Here is a 14,871-nt window from a genome sequence, read left to right as displayed (position 1 = left end):
CTGCCCTAGCCCTGACGCAGCGCGGCGATCAGGTCGTGGAAACGGTCGCCCTGCACGATGACATGGTCGCGAAGGGCGCGGGCCGCGCCCTCGGCATCGCCGGCGCGGATGGCCTTGACCACCGCGTCATGCTCGGCAAATGACCGCCCCATGCGGTTTCTGACCTGAAGCTGCATCCGCCGGTAAGGTTGCAGCATCGCGTGCAGCCTTGAGGCCTCCTGCTCGAGAAACGCGTTATGCGTCGCGCGATAGATGCAGTGGTGGAACTCCGAGTTCCGCGCGTAATACCCCTCGACGTCGCCCTCCTCGGCGCGCTGGCGGCAGGCGTCATGGGCCGCCTCGAGGGCCGCCATCTCGCTGTCGAGGATACGCCGCGCGGCCAGTCGCCCACAGGTCGCCTCGACCTCCGCCATGACCTCGAAACGCTCGGCCAGTTCCTCGGGGCTCCATTCGGTGACGAAGGTTCCGCGCTTGGGCAGGACGCGCACCAGTCCCGAGGCCTCGAGCTGATGCAGAGCCTCGCGGATCGGTGTGCGCGAACAGTCAAACTCGCGCTCCAGCGCCTCGGGATCGAGGCGCGCGCCGGGCTGGTAGATGCCTTGGACAATGGCGTTTTCCAGCGCATTTCGGATCCGCAGCGTATTTGGAATCGTCGCCATGCCTTCCCCCGTCATCCTGCGGATTCCTTATAGCAGGACGGCAGGTGCGATTCATCAGGCTTTCTGTTATATACATCACAAAATCCAAAACGTATAACAATTGCGGGAGGGGATTCGCGCCCGGCGTGGATCCAAGGAGATTGCAAGGAGGGAGGAGCCGCGCATGACCCCGCATTTTCTATCCATTTACGCTCTGGTCGCTATGTTCGTGGTGGCCACGATCTGGCCGATCAACATGGGCGTCCTGGCTTTTGTCGGGGCGTTTCTGGTCGGCACGCTGCTGGCCGGTCAAAGCACCAACGACATCATCGGAGGTTTTCCGGGCGGGTTGTTCCTGACGCTGGTTGGCATCACCTGGCTGTTCGCCCTGGCGCAGAACAATGGCACCATCGACTGGCTGGTCCGCATGGCGGTGCGCGCGGTCAAGGGCCGCATCGCGGCGATCCCGTGGATCATGTTCGGCATCTCGGCCATGCTGACGGCCGTGGGCGCGGTCAGCCCCGGCGCGGTGGCGATCGTGGCGCCGATCGCGCTGGGTTTCGCCTTCCGTTATCACATCTCGCCCTTGTTGATGGGCCTGATGGTGGTGCATGGCGCGCAGGCCGGGGGCTTTTCGCCGATCAGCATCTATGGCGGCATCACCAATGGCGTCGTGGCAAAGGCGGGCCTGCCGCTCAGCCCGATGACGACCTTCGCGGCCAGCTTCGCCGTCAACGCGGCCGTCGCGCTGATCCTGTTCATGGTGCTGGGCGGACGGGCCCTGATGCAGATGCGCCAGCAGATCGAGCCGGTCGCCGTCCCCCATGTCGAGATCGCCCGCGCCGCCACCGGCCCGCAGATCTTTGGCGACAGCGAGGCCGAGGCGATCAGCCCGCGCATCGGGCGCGAGGGCGGCGGCCATTCCAACAAGCTGGTGGATGAGGTCGATGAGGGCAACCATCCCGACGGCAGCCTCTATCAGATCGTCACGCTTGCGGGTCTGGCGTTGCTCGCGGTGCTGGTTCTGGCCTTCAAGCTGGATATCGGCTTTGTCGCGCTGACCATCGGCCTGGGCCTCGCGCTCTGGGTGCCGACGATGCAGAAACGCGCCATGGCACAGGTCGCATGGCCCGAGATCATGCTGATCACCGGCGTTTCCACCTATGTCGCGGTGCTGGAAAACATGGGAACCATCGACTTTGTCGGCCATAGCGTCGCAGGCATGGCCTCGCCGCTTCTGGCCGCCTTGATGCTGTTCTTCATCGGCGCCGTGGTTTCGGCCTTTGCGTCCTCGACCGCGGTTCTGGGCTCGCTGATCCCGCTGGCCGTGCCGTTCCTGCAGGGCGACACCGGCGTTGGCGCCATCGGCTTCATCGCCGGCATGGCCGTCGCCTCGACCATCGTGGATGTCAGCCCGTTCTCGACCAATGGTGCGCTGGTGCTGGCCAATGCGTCGGGCGTGGACAAGCAGGTCTTCTTCCGCAGACTGCTGAACTATGGCGCGCTCGTCACGCTGATCGCGCCGGTGGTCCTGTGGCTCATCTTCGTCGTGCTGCCGGGATGATCCCGGTGGCCAGTTCCCAAAAGGAGGCCATGATGAAAGCACCCCGCGCCAACCGCCCCGCCTTTCTGGGCGAGCTGTTCGAGAGTCTGACCGAACGCAGCCGCCGCCTGTGGGGGCGGCGGGGCGCGGCGGGCCCCGCCATCGAGGCACCGGACCTGTCGGAACTGGCCGAGGCGCTGCTGTCGCGGCGGGGCGAGGCCTCGGGCGTGGCCATCGCCCGCGAATTGCTCGCGGCCTTCGATCGGGCCGACCCGCAGGCGCGGCTGGCTTTCCTTCTGGTGCTGGCCGACCGCTTCGGCCCCGATACCGACCGGGTCGAGGCGGCAATTGCCGCGCTTGGGCGCGACCCCGGCTCGGCCGAGGCGATCGAGGATTTGCACGCCGCCGCCGAACCCCGCCGGCAGGAGTTGATGCGCCGGCTGAACCTCGCGCCCGGTGGCACGGCCGCGTTGGTGCGCCTGCGCGAGGAATTGCTGGCGCATCTGCGCGACAGCCCGATGCTGAAGCGCGTGGATGACGATTTCGGGCATCTTTTCGGGTCATGGTTCAACAGGGGCTTTCTGGTGCTGCGCCATATCGACTGGAACACTCCCGCCGCGATCCTCGAAAAGATCATCCGCTATGAGGCCGTCCACGCCATCCAGAACTGGGACGACCTGCGCAACCGCCTGCAACCGACCGACCGGCGCTGCTATGGGTTCTTCCATCCCCAATTGCTCGACGAGCCGCTGATCTTCGTCGAGGTGGCGCTGACCAAAGCCATTCCCGAGGCGGTCGGCGGGCTTCTGGACCTGAACCGCCAGCCGATCGAGGCCGAGGAGGCGACGACTGCCGTATTCTATTCGATCTCGAACACGCAGCGGGGCCTTGCCGGGGTGTCCTTCGGCAATTTCCTGATCAAGCAGGTGGTCGAGGAGCTGAAGGCCGAATTGCCCGATATCCGCACCTTCGTCACCCTCTCGCCGGTGCCGGGTTTCGCGTCATGGCTGGCGGCGCAGCGCAAGGACGAAACCTCGGAGATGATCGACGCCGACCAGCGCATCGCCTTCGCGCTGCTGGACGAGCCGGGCTGGCATGAGGATGCCGAGAAGGCCGAGGCCCTGCGCGCGCCCCTGCTGGCCGCCGCCGCCAGCTATTTCCTGCGCGCCCGGGACCGCAGGGGCCGGGTGCCCGATCCCGTCGCGCGTTTCCATCTGGGCAATGGCGCGCAGCTTGAACGCCTGAACCATCTCGGCGATGTATCGCCCAACGGGATGAAGCAGTCGCATGGGCTGATGGTCAATTATCTCTACGACCTCGACCGGATCGAGGCGAACCACGAGGCTTTCGCCGAGCGCGGCACCGTCACCGCCGCCCCGGCCGTGACCCGCGCCCTGCCGAACACGAACTGAAAGGAACCATGATGAGCGACAATCTTTTCGACATCCTTGTGCGCGGCATCACCGACCCCGACGCCACCGCCATCGAGACGCTTTCGGGCGAGCGCATCAGCTATGGCGACCTTGTCGCCCGCACGGGCCGCATGGCGAATGCGCTGGTCGGCCTGGGTGTCCGGCCCGGCGACCGGGTGGCCGTGCAGGTCGAGAAATCCGTCGAGGCGATCATCCTCTATCTGGCGACGGTGCGGGCGGGCGCGGTCTTTCTGCCGCTGAACACCGGCTATACCCCGGCCGAGATCGAATATTTCATCGGCGACGCGGGGCCTGCGGTCTTTGTTTGCGACCCCGCAAAGGCCGAGGCACTGGCCGAGGCCGCAGGCTCGGCCCGGCTGATGACGCTGGGCGCGGACGGGCAAGGCAGCCTGAGCGAGGCGACCAAAGGCCAACCCGAGGAGTTCGCGACCGTGCCGCGTGCGGCGGACGATCTGGCGGCGCTGCTTTACACTTCGGGGACCACGGGGCGGTCCAAGGGGGCGATGCTGACGCATGGCAACCTCGTCTCGAACACCCGCGCGCTAATCGAGGCCTGGGAATACGGCCCGACCGACGTGCTGATCCACGCCCTGCCGATCTTTCACACCCATGGCCTCTTCGTCGCGACCAATGTGACGCTGTTCTCGGGCGCGTCGATGATCTTCCTGCCGAAATTCGACGTCGACCGCATCTTCGAGGGGATGAGCCGCGCCACCGTGCTGATGGGTGTCCCGACCTTCTATACCCGGCTTCTTCAGGACGACATGCTGAACGTCGAGACCACGGCGGGGATGCGGCTTTTCATCTCGGGCTCGGCGCCGCTGCTGGCCGACACCCATCGCGAATGGCGCGAGCGGACCGGCCACGCGATCCTTGAACGCTACGGCATGACCGAGACGAACATGAACGCCTCGAACCCCTATCGCGGCGATCGGGTGGCGGGGACGGTCGGAACGCCCCTGCCCGGTGTCGAGATCATCGTGGCCGATCCCGAAACCGGCGCCGAACTGCCCAAGGGCGAGATCGGCATGATCGAGGTGCGCGGCCCGAACGTCTTTTCGGGTTATTGGCAAATGCCGGAAAAGACCGCCGCCGAATTGCGCGACAACGGCTTCTTCATCACCGGCGATCTGGGGCGCTTTGACGAAAACGGCTATCTGCACATCGTCGGGCGCGGCAAGGATCTGATCATCACGGGCGGCTACAACGTCTATCCGAAAGAGATCGAGACCGAAATCGACGCCCTGCCCGGCGTCACCGAATCCGCGGTGATCGGCCTGCCGCATCGCGATTTCGGCGAGGGTGTCACGGCGGTGATCGTCGGCCCTGCCCCGCCTTCGGAAGCCGAGGTTCTGGCCGCGCTCGAGGGGCGGCTGGCCAAGTTCAAGTTGCCGAAGCGGGTGCTGTTCGTCGATGACCTGCCCCGCAATACCATGGGCAAGGTGCAGAAGAACCTGCTGCGCGCCCAGTTCGGCGGGCTTTACGACTGAAGCACCCAACAGGCGGCGGGCACCGGCTTCGCCGCCTGGAATATACGCGCAAACCCACGACACCTCGCACACGCGCAGGGCGAAAATGGTTGATGGCGGGCCGGGTATCCGGTTTTATAGGATGATGGCTCAGTCCCTGAAATCAGCGGTCGGGCGGATCCGCATTCGCATCATTGCCGCGATAGGCCTTGTGGCCGCCATTGTCCTGACCTGGTGGATGAAGGTCGAGGATGCGCGCATACCGGACGCGCCGCCGCCAATTGCCTTTGGCCAACCTGTCAGCGTCGGTCGCTCGGTTTTCATCCCCGAGAAGCTTGCCCTTGCGAATGACGAGAACGGCGAGCGAAAGCTCGTCCTGACCGGATTGATCGAGAATGTGACGGGTTCGACCCAGGTGGCGGTATTCGGATTTCCCGAAATGCTGCCCGTCCTTTCGTCAGGCGATACGGAATTTCCCGCCCCGCGGGTCAATCTCGTTCGAGACGACGATTTCCTGAAACAGCTTGAACCGCGTATCCGCGAGGCTATCGCGATAATCTGGGATGTGCCCCCGGATTGGCAGGCGCAGGATGTGTTGATCGCCTTCAGCGCGCAGCAATTCAAGCTCAACGACAACCTCTATTCGAAATCCAGCTGGTTGCAGTTTCATCCGACAGGCAGGCTGACCGCGCGACCGGAGCAGGGGGCGTGATCTCCGTCGGGAATATCGCGGTGGTCCTCTTCGGTGCGGCGGCATTGGGTGGGATGATGAACACGGTTCCCGACTATAACAGCAGTTTCCAGCCATTCTCCATTTTCGCCGATCAGGACGGCATCGGAAAAGGCCGTCAGTTCACCGCTGAATTGACGGGGCTGAAGTCCGCCAAGGTCATCTCTTACGCACAATTCGGTCAGGAGGTTTCGCGCGACAGTTCCGCAACCTTTCTCATCGCCGAACTTTCGATTACCGGCCGGACTGAATCGCGCCAGCTCGAGGCGATCTGGCTTGGCGCGACAGGGCGGCAATACAGCCAGTCCGCCCGGCTGGAGGACGCGCCGCGCAACCTCTCCTCGGCCCGGTTCGAGCCGGGGCTGACCGATCGCACCATCGCCGTGTTCGAGATGCCCGAGGACGAGATCGTCGGCGGACGTCTGGTTCTGGCTCCGCGCGCCAGCATGGTGATGGATGGCGCGGTGTATTTTGCCGAAGCCGGGGCTCCGCCCGCAAACCACGAAATGCTGAGGCTGGAGCCGTGAAAAACCTGGGTTGGCTTGCGGTGACACTCGCCCTATTCATCGTCACGCTGGTCCTGACCGGCTGGCCCGCCTTCAAGGATCTGGGTCATCAACGCGAATGGAAGGCGGTCGCGGCGAGTTCGACCGAGGGGGAGCTTCACGGCATTCAGGTTGGCATCCGCGAGGTCAAGGCGGCCGTAGTCGATAACAGGCCGGACCGCGCCCTGCTTTTCCTGCGCATGGAGTTGCAGGGGCCGCAATCCGCCATGGAATCCTGGACCGACTGCCGCGCCAGCCTGCAATCGGCCAGCGGTGAGAGATGGTTGCCCATTGAGGGCTATTCGATCCGCGCGGCGATCCAGATCCTCGCGTCCGACGGGAAGGATAATGGCAACTGCAGCCCGGCAGGTGTGACCGGGAATGCCCCGGCCACCTTCGACCAGATCTATCGCCTGCCCGCCGGGGAGCTGGACAATCTGACCCTGAAGGTTTCGGGCTATGGAACGCGGCCTGAGGCCCTCGCTTTCCCGATCCGGCCGGAAGTGCGCAGGTTCCCTTCGCCTTAGCGCGTCCGGTTTTCGATGCTTCTAAGCCTCCGCAGCGTCTTTCTGTTGCGCGCGTCCGGCAAGTTCCAGTCCAGCCGCCAGAATGCAGAACTGGATGACCACGACGATCAATCCGGTCTGCGGCTGGCCGGGAAATCCGAACAGGATATTCTGCGGCTGCTCCAGCAAACGCCAGACCGCCGGATCCTGCGGACCAATAAGCTGCGCCGATCCGACCCATGCCCAGCGGCCCAGATAATCGGCCAGCCGCCACAGCACGATGACCGAGACCGTCAGCGCCACACCGGCCGAGGCGGCCAGCATGACGCCGTTCACGACCGCGTGCCAGCGCTTCACCGTCCCGCCCCAGAAATAGCCGAGGAAATCCGTGATCGGCTTTGGCAGGCCGGTCCAGCGTTTCAGTATCCCGCCGGTGACGCGCCGGGTCGTATCCGTCATCAGGTCGAGGTCATGGCCATAGATGATGGCGCCGAGGTTGAACCAGATCAGCGGCAGGGCCGAATACCAGAAGAGCGCGTTCAGCCATTGCAGCGGCTGGAACTCCGGCGCCCAGTCGATAGGGCGCGAGGCCGAACTCGTGACTTCGGCATTCGCGGCGGGGATCAGGTAATCCAGAAGCTCGCGCGGCGACGGCAATTCTGCCAGCCATCCGACAAGCTGATCCTTCCAGCCAGAGATCAGATAGAGGCCCAGCAGTGCCCAAGCCGTTTCGCAAGCCACGATCACCAGCGGCCAGAAACGGTTGCCGGTCTTCTTGTGCAGCTTCTTGGCGGTGTGGCGCAGCAGCCAGATCAGCAGAACGGCAATGACGATCCACCACGAGCTTTGCACCTCCAGCGCCGTCGGTCCGTTATCGGAGGGCGCCAGAAAGTCGATCCGGCTGTTCTGCGTATCCAGAAACAGTTTCGAATAGTCGCGCAGCGTATTCGAAAGAAACCCCCAGCCCGCATAATAGCCGTAGAACGGGATGAGGACGGCAAGCAGCGCGGCGGCGAAAAAACCGCGCTCGGGGGGCGTGGCGGCTTCGGGCGCGTCCGCGTCCTCGGCGGTCGAGCTTCGCCGATGCCGCAGCAGCGGCAGCCCGTCGCGCAGAACCAGGAACATCGCCGCGAAGACCAGCAGTTGCAGCAGGATGATCGGAGCAAGCGCAACCAGCCCCGCGAAGCGACTGACAAGGCCGATCTCGACCGCGGCGCGCAGCAGCAGGATGTTCAGCAGATAGCTGCCCATCCAGATGGCGCCCAGCGGCGCGCCGAAACGCAGAAGAAGCCGTGCCGCAAGCCTGAAATGGGCACCCATGATATGCAGGGATTCGGGCATCGTATCAGATCAACAGACCTCCGGCCTGCTGCTGCGTTGTTTCCGGGGCGTCAGGGACCATTCTGGCCGCTCGCACCCGATGTGGCAACCCGGTAGCCCTTCCGGCGGTCCTCCAGCCGCCGGGCGTCACCTCTCAAACCCGAAGCTGTGCGCAGGCGCGGCAGCTGGGGGCGGCCCTGCAGCTACCCTCTGGCCCGGCTGGCGGTCAGGCCGCGGCCCCCGCCTTTGCCGCCGCCCGAAGGTCGAGGTCATGGGCCTGAAGTTCGGCAAGCGGCATTCCGATCAACTTGCGGCCCGCCATGTGGATACCCGGCGCGTTCACCGTCTCGACCGCCAGCAGCCTGCCTTGTCCGAACAGCAGGACCGTGGGGCCGGTGGGTTCGTCGCGCAGGATTGCCTGATCGGCGCCCTGCCCCAGCCCGGCGATCTGCAGCTTGGTCTTGCCCTGATCGGACCAGAACCACGGCACGGCCGAGTAAGGCGCATCCTCGCCCCGGACCAGCCGGCGCGCGATGTGGCGGGCGTGATCCACCGCCGCCTGAACCGATTCCAGCCGGAGAGGCGCGCCGAGCGGACCCGGAAAGCTTGCTACGTCGCCAAGCGCCGAGATTGCCGGGTCCGAGGTCACAAGCCCGCCATCCACGGAAATGCCGTTGTCGCAGTCCAGCCCGGCCTCGACGGCAAGCTCGACATTCGGACGCACTCCGGTCGCGATCAGGACCATGTCGCCCAGAATCTCGCGCCCATCGGCCAGCGCCACGCCCGAGGCCTGCCCCTGCGCATCGGTCAGCACCCGCGCGGCCATCGCGCCCAGCACCACCTCGGTCCCCATCTGGCGATGCAGGTCCAGAAAGTGCCCGGACATCTGCGGCGACAGGGCGCGCGACATCAGGCGAGGCGCGGCCTCGACCACCGTGACGGCGACGCCTGCGGCACGCGCCATCGCCGCGAATTCAAGCCCGATGAAGCCGCCGCCGACGACCACGGCATGGCGCGTGCCGGCCAGCCGAAGGCGGATAGCCTCGGCATCGGCAAGGGTGCGCAGCTCGACCGTGCCCGGCGCGTCGATCCCCGGCACCGGGGGCCGAAAGTTCCGCGCGCCCGTCGCCAGCACCAGATGGTCATAGCCATGCCGCGTGCCGTCCTCGGTCTCCACCTCGCGCGCAAGGCGGTCGATGCGGGCCACGCGGGTCGTGTCGCGAAGGGTGATTTCGGACCGCTCATAGAAGCTGGCGGGCTTCAGGGTCAGGGCAGCCGCATCGCCGCTGGCCATATAGGCCTTGGACAAAGGCGGGCGCTGATAGGGCAACCCCGGCTCGTCCCCGATCATCAGGATCTCGCCCGCGAAGCCCTCTTGCCGCAGGCTGGCCGCCATCTGCTGCCCGCCCTGCCCCGTGCCGATGATGACGATGCGCTCCATCCCTGCCTCCTTACAACTGGGCTTCCGGCAGGTGGATGGTCAGCCCGTCCAGCTCGGGGCGCATCCTGATCTGGCAGGACAGGCGGCTGGTCGGCTTCACCTCGGACGCGGCGCAATCCAGAAGGTCGCTTTCCCCATCCTCCTGCGGGCCGACCGCATCGGCCCAGGCGTCGTCGACATAGCAATGGCAGGTCGCGCACATCATCGAGCCGCCGCATTCGCCGATGATCCCGTCCACGTCGTTCTGGACCGCGGCGCGCATGATGCTTTCGCCCTCGGCCACCTCGATGCGGGTCTCGGTGCCATCGGCGGCAATGAAGGTGATGTTCATGTAGTCTCTCCTTGCGTATTGCTGGGTCAGCCCAGACGGACGGGCAGGTTGATCGGCCCGCGGAAGCCGAAGCCGCGCCACAGCACGGCCTCGGGGTCGGGCAGGCTCATGTTCGGGAAACGCTCGAACAGCGCCTCCAGCATGATCGCGCCCACGGTCCGGCGGGCGATATGGGCGCCGCCGCAGTGATGGGGGCCCGAGCCGAAGGCCTGATGCGGGTTCTTGGCGCGGAAGACGTCGAAGCGCTCGGGGTGGTCGAACAGCTCCTCGTCGTGATTGGCCGAGGCCTGGAGGGTCATCACCGTATCGCCCTTGGGGATGTGGAAGCCGCGGATCTCGACATCCTCCATCACCAGCCGGGACGAGGCCTGGATCGGCGCGACCCAGCGGATGCCCTCCTCGAAGGCCGCGCCCCATTTGGCGGTGCGGCGCACCTCCTCAAGCTGCCCCGGCTCGGTCAGGAAGCCATAGACGATCGTTGACAGCGCATCGCGCGGCTCGTTGATGCCGCCGCCGATGGCGATCTTGATATTCGCGATGATCTGGCTTTCCGCGATCGGGTTCTCGGCATTGACCATGACCGACAGGGCCGAGCGGTCGGGTTCCGCCCGGACCCGCGCGATGGCCTTGCCGAGCAGTTGGTCCATTTCCGCATTGGCCCGGTCCGAGATCTCGAACGGTCCCGGCAGCCAGCCGAAATTCCCCGCGCCGTCAATCAGCGCCTGCGACCAGAAGATCATCTGTTCGTCCGTCGCCTCGGGGATGCCGAGGATATGGGCAAGGATCCGCGCCGCGATCGGGGCCGACAGGTCGCGATGCAGGTCCACCACCTCGCCCGCCGGCAACCGGTCCAGATATTCGTCGGCGAATTGACGATAAAGCGGCGCCCAGACCTCCTGAATGGTCTTGGGCATCAGGGCGGGGGCCATCGCCATGCGCTCGGCCAGATGCTCCTTGCCGTCCTTGCGCATCAGCGTATGGGCCAGAAAGGCGCGTTTCATCGGCGTGTTCGGATCGTCCGAGGAAAAGATCTCGGGCGTGTCTTTTACCCATTTGCAATCCGCGGCCTTGGTCAGAAAGGTGCGCCCGACCGATTTCACGCGCAGCACCGGCGCTTCGGCCCGCAGCCGGCGATAGATCGGATAGGGCGCGACCGTCAGTTGGTCGATGGTGATCCCTTCGTCCAGCGGCGCGAGTTGATGGTCCAGCATCGTGGAACTCCTTACGAGATGCGCAGCGGCAGGCTTTTCAGCCCGCGCAGCGTGTTGTTATAGGCGCGGACCGGCTGGCCCGTGATCTCGATCGAGGTGGCATGGCGGGCCAGCGCCTCCAGCACCACCTCGCCCTCGAGGCGCGCGACAAGCTGACCCACGCACATGTGGATGCCCGAGCCGAAGCCGACATGGCCGCTGGTCTTGCGGGTGATGTCATAGGCATCGGCCCGGTCCCAGCGGCGCGGGTCGCGATTGGCCGAGGCGAGGAACATCAGCACCTTCGCGCCTTCGGGGATGGTGGTGCCGGACAGCTCGACCTCGCGCGTGGTGGTGCGGAAAAAGGTCTGGACCGGGCTTTCAAAGCGCACCGCCTCCTCGAAGGCATTGCGGGCCAGCTTCGGATCGGCGCGCAATGCCTGAAACTGCTCAGGGAAACGCGCAAGGCAGTAAAGCGCCGCGCCAATCCCGTTGACCGTGGTGTCGATCCCCGCCGTCAGCAGTGATCGGACCAGAAGCGTCGCCTCGTCCGAGGTGATCTCGCCCGTGTCGGCGGCGGCATGGATGCGGGCGCCGAGGCTGTCGGGGGCAAGGTTCTCGCGCCGGCATTGTTCCGTCACCCATGCGACATGGGGCATGGCGCGGTCCATCGCCTCGCGCCGCAGCGCGTTGTCGGGACCGAAGGCGTTGAAGGCGAGCCCGGCATAGGGCAGCAGGTGTTCGCGCCCGTCCTGACGAAGGCCGATCCGGTCGGGAAAGACCGACAGGGGGAAAGCCTCCGCCAGATCGGCCATGCCGTCGATCTCGCGCCCGATGACGCCGCGCAGCAGCGCATCCGCAGCCTCGGCAAAGCCGTCGCGCAATTCGCGCATGGTGACGGGCGACAGCACGCGGGCCAGCACCTTGCGGGCGCGGTCATGTTCGGGCGGATCGGTTTCGAGGACGAGGCTGGGCTGACGCCACGGCTTTTCGCGGCTGAAATCCTGAAGCCCCACCCCGCGCGAGGAACAGAAGGTCGCCCAGTCGTTCAGAACCTGATGCACCTCGGCGTAGCGGGCGACGCCGTAGATGCCATAGCGTTCCAGCCAGACCACCGGCCCGGCCTCGCGCAGCCTTTCGTGATCGGGAAAGGGATCGTCGAAGAACGCGATGCTGAACGGGTCCAGATCGGAATGCGGAAGCGGCAGGGTATCGAGGCTCATGCGGCGGCTCCTTTCGCGATCACGCCGAGATGCTGTTCCAGAGGTCCGGGGTCAGCCAGCAGATCGGCGCTTGGCGCTTGGTGGACGATCTCGCCACGATCGAGGATCAGGGCGCGATCGGTGACTTTCAGGATCTTGCGGGCATGCTGCTCGACGATGATCGTCGCCATCCCGTCCTCGCGGATGATGCGGCGGATCGAGGTCAGCAATTGCTCGACGATGATCGGGGCCAGCCCCTCGGTCGGCTCGTCCAGAAGCAGCAGACGCGGGTTCAGCATCAATGCGCGGCCCACGGCCAGCATCTGCTGTTCGCCCCCCGAAAGCTGCCCGCCCATATTGCCGCGCCGCTCCTCGAGGCGGGGGAACATCTCGTAGATGCGGGCCAGCGTCCATTTGCCGGGCAGCGCGGTCGCGGTCAGGTTTTCCTCGACCGTCAGGGACCGGAAGATGTTGCGCTCCTGCGGCACCCAGCCGATGCCCGCGCGCGCCCGCGCCTCGGGCGGCAGGGCGGTGATGTCGCGCCCCGCCAGCGACAGCGTGCCGCCAAAGCGGCGTGTGACGCCGATGATGCTGTCCAGAAGCGTGGTCTTGCCGACGCCGTTCCGGCCAAGGATCGCCAGCGCCTCGCCCTCGGCCAGGTTCAGGCTCAGGCCGGGGATGACCACGGCGTCGCCATGACCGGCGCGCAGGTTCTGGATGGTCAGAAGCTCAGGCATGTTCACTGCTCCCCAGATAGACGGCCTGCACGCGGGGATCGGCCATGATCTCGGCCACCGAGCCGCTGGCGAAAAGCGCCCCGTTCACCAGCACGGTGATGCGCTCGGCAAAGGCAAAGACCAGATCCATGTCGTGCTCGATCAGCAGGATCGAAACCTCGCGCGGCAATTCGGCCAGCGTTTCCAGCAGCTCGCCCCGTTCGGCCTCGGGGACGCCGGCTGCGGGTTCGTCCAGCAGCAGCACCCGCGGTTTCGAGGCCAGCGCCAGCGCAATCTCCAGCAGGCGCTGCTTGCCATAGGGCAAAAGCCGGGTCGGATGATCCATCACCTCGGTCAGGCGAAACCGCTCGATCAGGCAGGTGATCTCGGCCATGATGTCGGCGCGGGTGCCGATCCGGCGCCAGAAATCCGCCCCGCCCCCCATGCGCTCCGAGACAGCGAGGCCAAGCGATTCAACCGGCGTCATCTCTCCGAAAAGCTGGTTGATCTGGAAGGTCCGGCCCATCCCCAGACGGGCGCGCTGGATCTGGTTCTTGGCCGTAACGTCCTGCCCGTCCAGCAGGATCTTGCCGCCATTGGCGGGCAGAACCCCGGTCAGCAGGTTGACGAAGGTGGTCTTGCCCGCGCCGTTCGGTCCGATCAGCGCATGGCGCGCGCCCTGCTCCAGCGTCAGCGAGACCTTGTCGGTCGCGACCAGCCCGCCGAAGCGCTTTTCCAGCGCGATGGTTTCCAGCGCGGCGGTCATGCCCGGCCCTCCCCACGGATGCGGCGCAAAAGGGCGCGCGGCGCGGCGTCGATCCGGTCGCGGCCGATCAGCACGACGACCAGCAGCACCAGCCCCATCCAGAACATCCAGTATTCCGGCGTGATGGCCGAGAACCAGTCCTGCAACAGCTTGAAGACGATGGCGCCGACCAGCCCGCCGTAAAGATAGCCGACCCCGCCGAGGACCAAGACCAGCAGCACATCGGCCGAACGGTGAAAGGCCAGCACATCCAGCGACACGAACATCGTCGTCTGCGTCAGCAGCGCGCCCGCAAGTCCCGCGATCAGCGCCGAAAAGGCATAGATCCCCAGGATGCGCGGCCCGACCGGGATGCCCATGCTGCGCGCGCGCAGGGCATTGTCGCGGATGGCCCTGAGCGACAGCCCATAAGGCGAACTGACGACACGGCGCGCGATCAGGAAGGTCACGAAGGTCACGACAAGGCAATAGGCATAGGCGGTGGTGCCGAAGAGGTCGAACTCGAACCGGCCGAAAAGCGGGTCGATCATCACGCCCTGCAATCCGTCCGCGCCGCCCGTCAGCCAGGCCGCGCGGTTCGCGGCCTCAAGCAGCAGCATGGCGATGCCCAGCGTCACCATCAGCCGCGTCAGGTCCGAGGCGCGCAGCAGCAAAAGCGGCCCGGTCAGCAGGCCCAGCAGCCCCGCCGCCAGCCCGCCGATCGCAAGCCCGGTCAGCGGCTCGCCCGTCAGGTGGATCGAGGTCAGCCCCGCCGCATAGGCCCCCAGCCCGAAGAACGCGCCATGTCCCAGCGAGACCACGCCCGCATAGCCGATGATCAGGTCCAGCGACAGCGCGAAGAGGCCGAGGATCACGATCTCGGACAGCAGCAGATGACGCTCGGGCAACAGGAAGAAGCTGGCGGCGGCCACCAGCCAGAAGACGATCTCGGCCGGTTTCCAGCGCACGCGCCGCATCAGGTCGCGGCTGGCCCGCCGTTCGGTTTCGGGCGGCGTCGCGCTGCCGGCAGAGGAAAGGGTGGTATAGGTCATCAGCATCTCC

The 14,871-nt window shown here is 65.9% G+C and carries 15 protein-coding genes; 6 read left to right on the top strand and 9 right to left on the bottom strand.

All coding sequences use genetic code 11. The annotated features are described in order from the left end of the window. Positions 1-5 precede the first annotated feature (5 nt). A complete protein-coding gene (locus tag VNQ78_RS13435; RefSeq protein WP_325690566.1) occupies positions 6-659 on the bottom strand; it encodes a GntR family transcriptional regulator in 654 nt (217 codons plus the stop codon). A 163-nt stretch (positions 660-822) separates the two neighbouring features. Between VNQ78_RS13435 and VNQ78_RS13430 the strand changes: the two genes are divergently transcribed. The 6 genes from VNQ78_RS13430 (at position 823) to VNQ78_RS13405 (ending at position 6,885) form a co-directional block, all read left to right on the top strand. Next, a complete protein-coding gene (locus VNQ78_RS13430; protein WP_325690564.1) occupies positions 823-2,202 on the top strand; it encodes an SLC13 family permease in 1,380 nt (459 codons plus the stop codon). A gap of 32 nt (positions 2,203-2,234) precedes the next feature. Continuing rightward, positions 2,235-3,593 (top strand): malonyl-CoA decarboxylase, encoded by a 1,359-nt coding sequence (locus VNQ78_RS13425; protein ID WP_414694069.1) that lies wholly within the window; start codon positions 2,235-2,237, stop codon positions 3,591-3,593. An 11-nt stretch (positions 3,594-3,604) separates the two neighbouring features. Further along, complete coding sequence (locus VNQ78_RS13420; RefSeq protein ID WP_325690560.1) at positions 3,605-5,104, top strand: malonyl-CoA synthase; 1,500 nt, start codon at positions 3,605-3,607, stop codon at positions 5,102-5,104. 124 nt (positions 5,105-5,228) lie between these two features. After that, positions 5,229-5,795 carry a hypothetical protein gene (locus tag VNQ78_RS13415; RefSeq protein WP_325690558.1) on the top strand — a complete coding sequence of 189 codons (567 nt, stop codon included), beginning with the start codon at positions 5,229-5,231 and terminating at the stop codon, positions 5,793-5,795. Continuing rightward, complete coding sequence (locus VNQ78_RS13410) at positions 5,792-6,340, top strand: hypothetical protein (RefSeq protein ID WP_325690556.1); 549 nt, start codon at positions 5,792-5,794, stop codon at positions 6,338-6,340. The genes VNQ78_RS13415 and VNQ78_RS13410 overlap by 4 nt, the downstream gene beginning before the upstream one ends. Next, positions 6,337-6,885 (top strand): hypothetical protein, encoded by a 549-nt coding sequence (locus VNQ78_RS13405; protein WP_325690554.1) that lies wholly within the window; start codon positions 6,337-6,339, stop codon positions 6,883-6,885. Before VNQ78_RS13410 ends, VNQ78_RS13405 begins: the two co-directional genes overlap by 4 nt. A 21-nt stretch (positions 6,886-6,906) precedes the next feature. Here the strand turns inward: VNQ78_RS13405 and VNQ78_RS13400 are convergent, their stop codons facing one another. The 8 genes from VNQ78_RS13400 to VNQ78_RS13365 form a co-directional block, all read right to left on the bottom strand. Then, entirely contained in the window at positions 6,907-8,205 is a 1,299-nt protein-coding gene (locus VNQ78_RS13400; protein WP_325690552.1) for a hypothetical protein, read from the bottom strand. Between the two features lie 205 nt (positions 8,206-8,410). Beyond that, a complete protein-coding gene (locus VNQ78_RS13395; RefSeq protein WP_325690550.1) occupies positions 8,411-9,625 on the bottom strand; it encodes an NAD(P)/FAD-dependent oxidoreductase in 1,215 nt (404 codons plus the stop codon). 10 nt (positions 9,626-9,635) lie between these two features. Continuing rightward, complete coding sequence (locus tag VNQ78_RS13390; RefSeq protein WP_325690548.1) at positions 9,636-9,956, bottom strand: 2Fe-2S iron-sulfur cluster-binding protein; 321 nt, start codon at positions 9,954-9,956, stop codon at positions 9,636-9,638. Between the two features lie 26 nt (positions 9,957-9,982). Next, positions 9,983-11,167 carry a cytochrome P450 gene (locus VNQ78_RS13385; RefSeq protein ID WP_325690546.1) on the bottom strand — a complete coding sequence of 395 codons (1,185 nt, stop codon included), beginning with the start codon at positions 11,165-11,167 and terminating at the stop codon, positions 9,983-9,985. A gap of 11 nt (positions 11,168-11,178) precedes the next feature. Continuing rightward, a complete protein-coding gene (locus tag VNQ78_RS13380) occupies positions 11,179-12,369 on the bottom strand; it encodes a cytochrome P450 (RefSeq protein ID WP_325690543.1) in 1,191 nt (396 codons plus the stop codon). Then, positions 12,366-13,085 (bottom strand): ABC transporter ATP-binding protein, encoded by a 720-nt coding sequence (locus VNQ78_RS13375; RefSeq protein WP_325690540.1) that lies wholly within the window; start codon positions 13,083-13,085, stop codon positions 12,366-12,368. Before VNQ78_RS13375 ends, VNQ78_RS13380 begins: the two co-directional genes overlap by 4 nt. Further along, positions 13,078-13,830 (bottom strand): ABC transporter ATP-binding protein, encoded by a 753-nt coding sequence (locus VNQ78_RS13370; RefSeq protein ID WP_325690538.1) that lies wholly within the window; start codon positions 13,828-13,830, stop codon positions 13,078-13,080. Before VNQ78_RS13370 ends, VNQ78_RS13375 begins: the two co-directional genes overlap by 8 nt. Then, on the bottom strand, positions 13,827-14,861 hold the full coding sequence (locus tag VNQ78_RS13365) for a branched-chain amino acid ABC transporter permease (RefSeq protein ID WP_325690536.1): 1,035 nt from the start codon (positions 14,859-14,861) through the stop codon (positions 13,827-13,829). The genes VNQ78_RS13370 and VNQ78_RS13365 overlap by 4 nt, the downstream gene beginning before the upstream one ends. Positions 14,862-14,871 lie beyond the last annotated feature (10 nt).

The organism is Paracoccus sp. (in: a-proteobacteria), assembly GCF_035556475.1.
GTDB lineage: Bacteria > Pseudomonadota > Alphaproteobacteria > Rhodobacterales > Rhodobacteraceae > Paracoccus.
The sequence above is the reverse complement of the archived record's forward strand: the minus strand, read 5'-3'. Positions and strand labels throughout refer to the sequence as shown.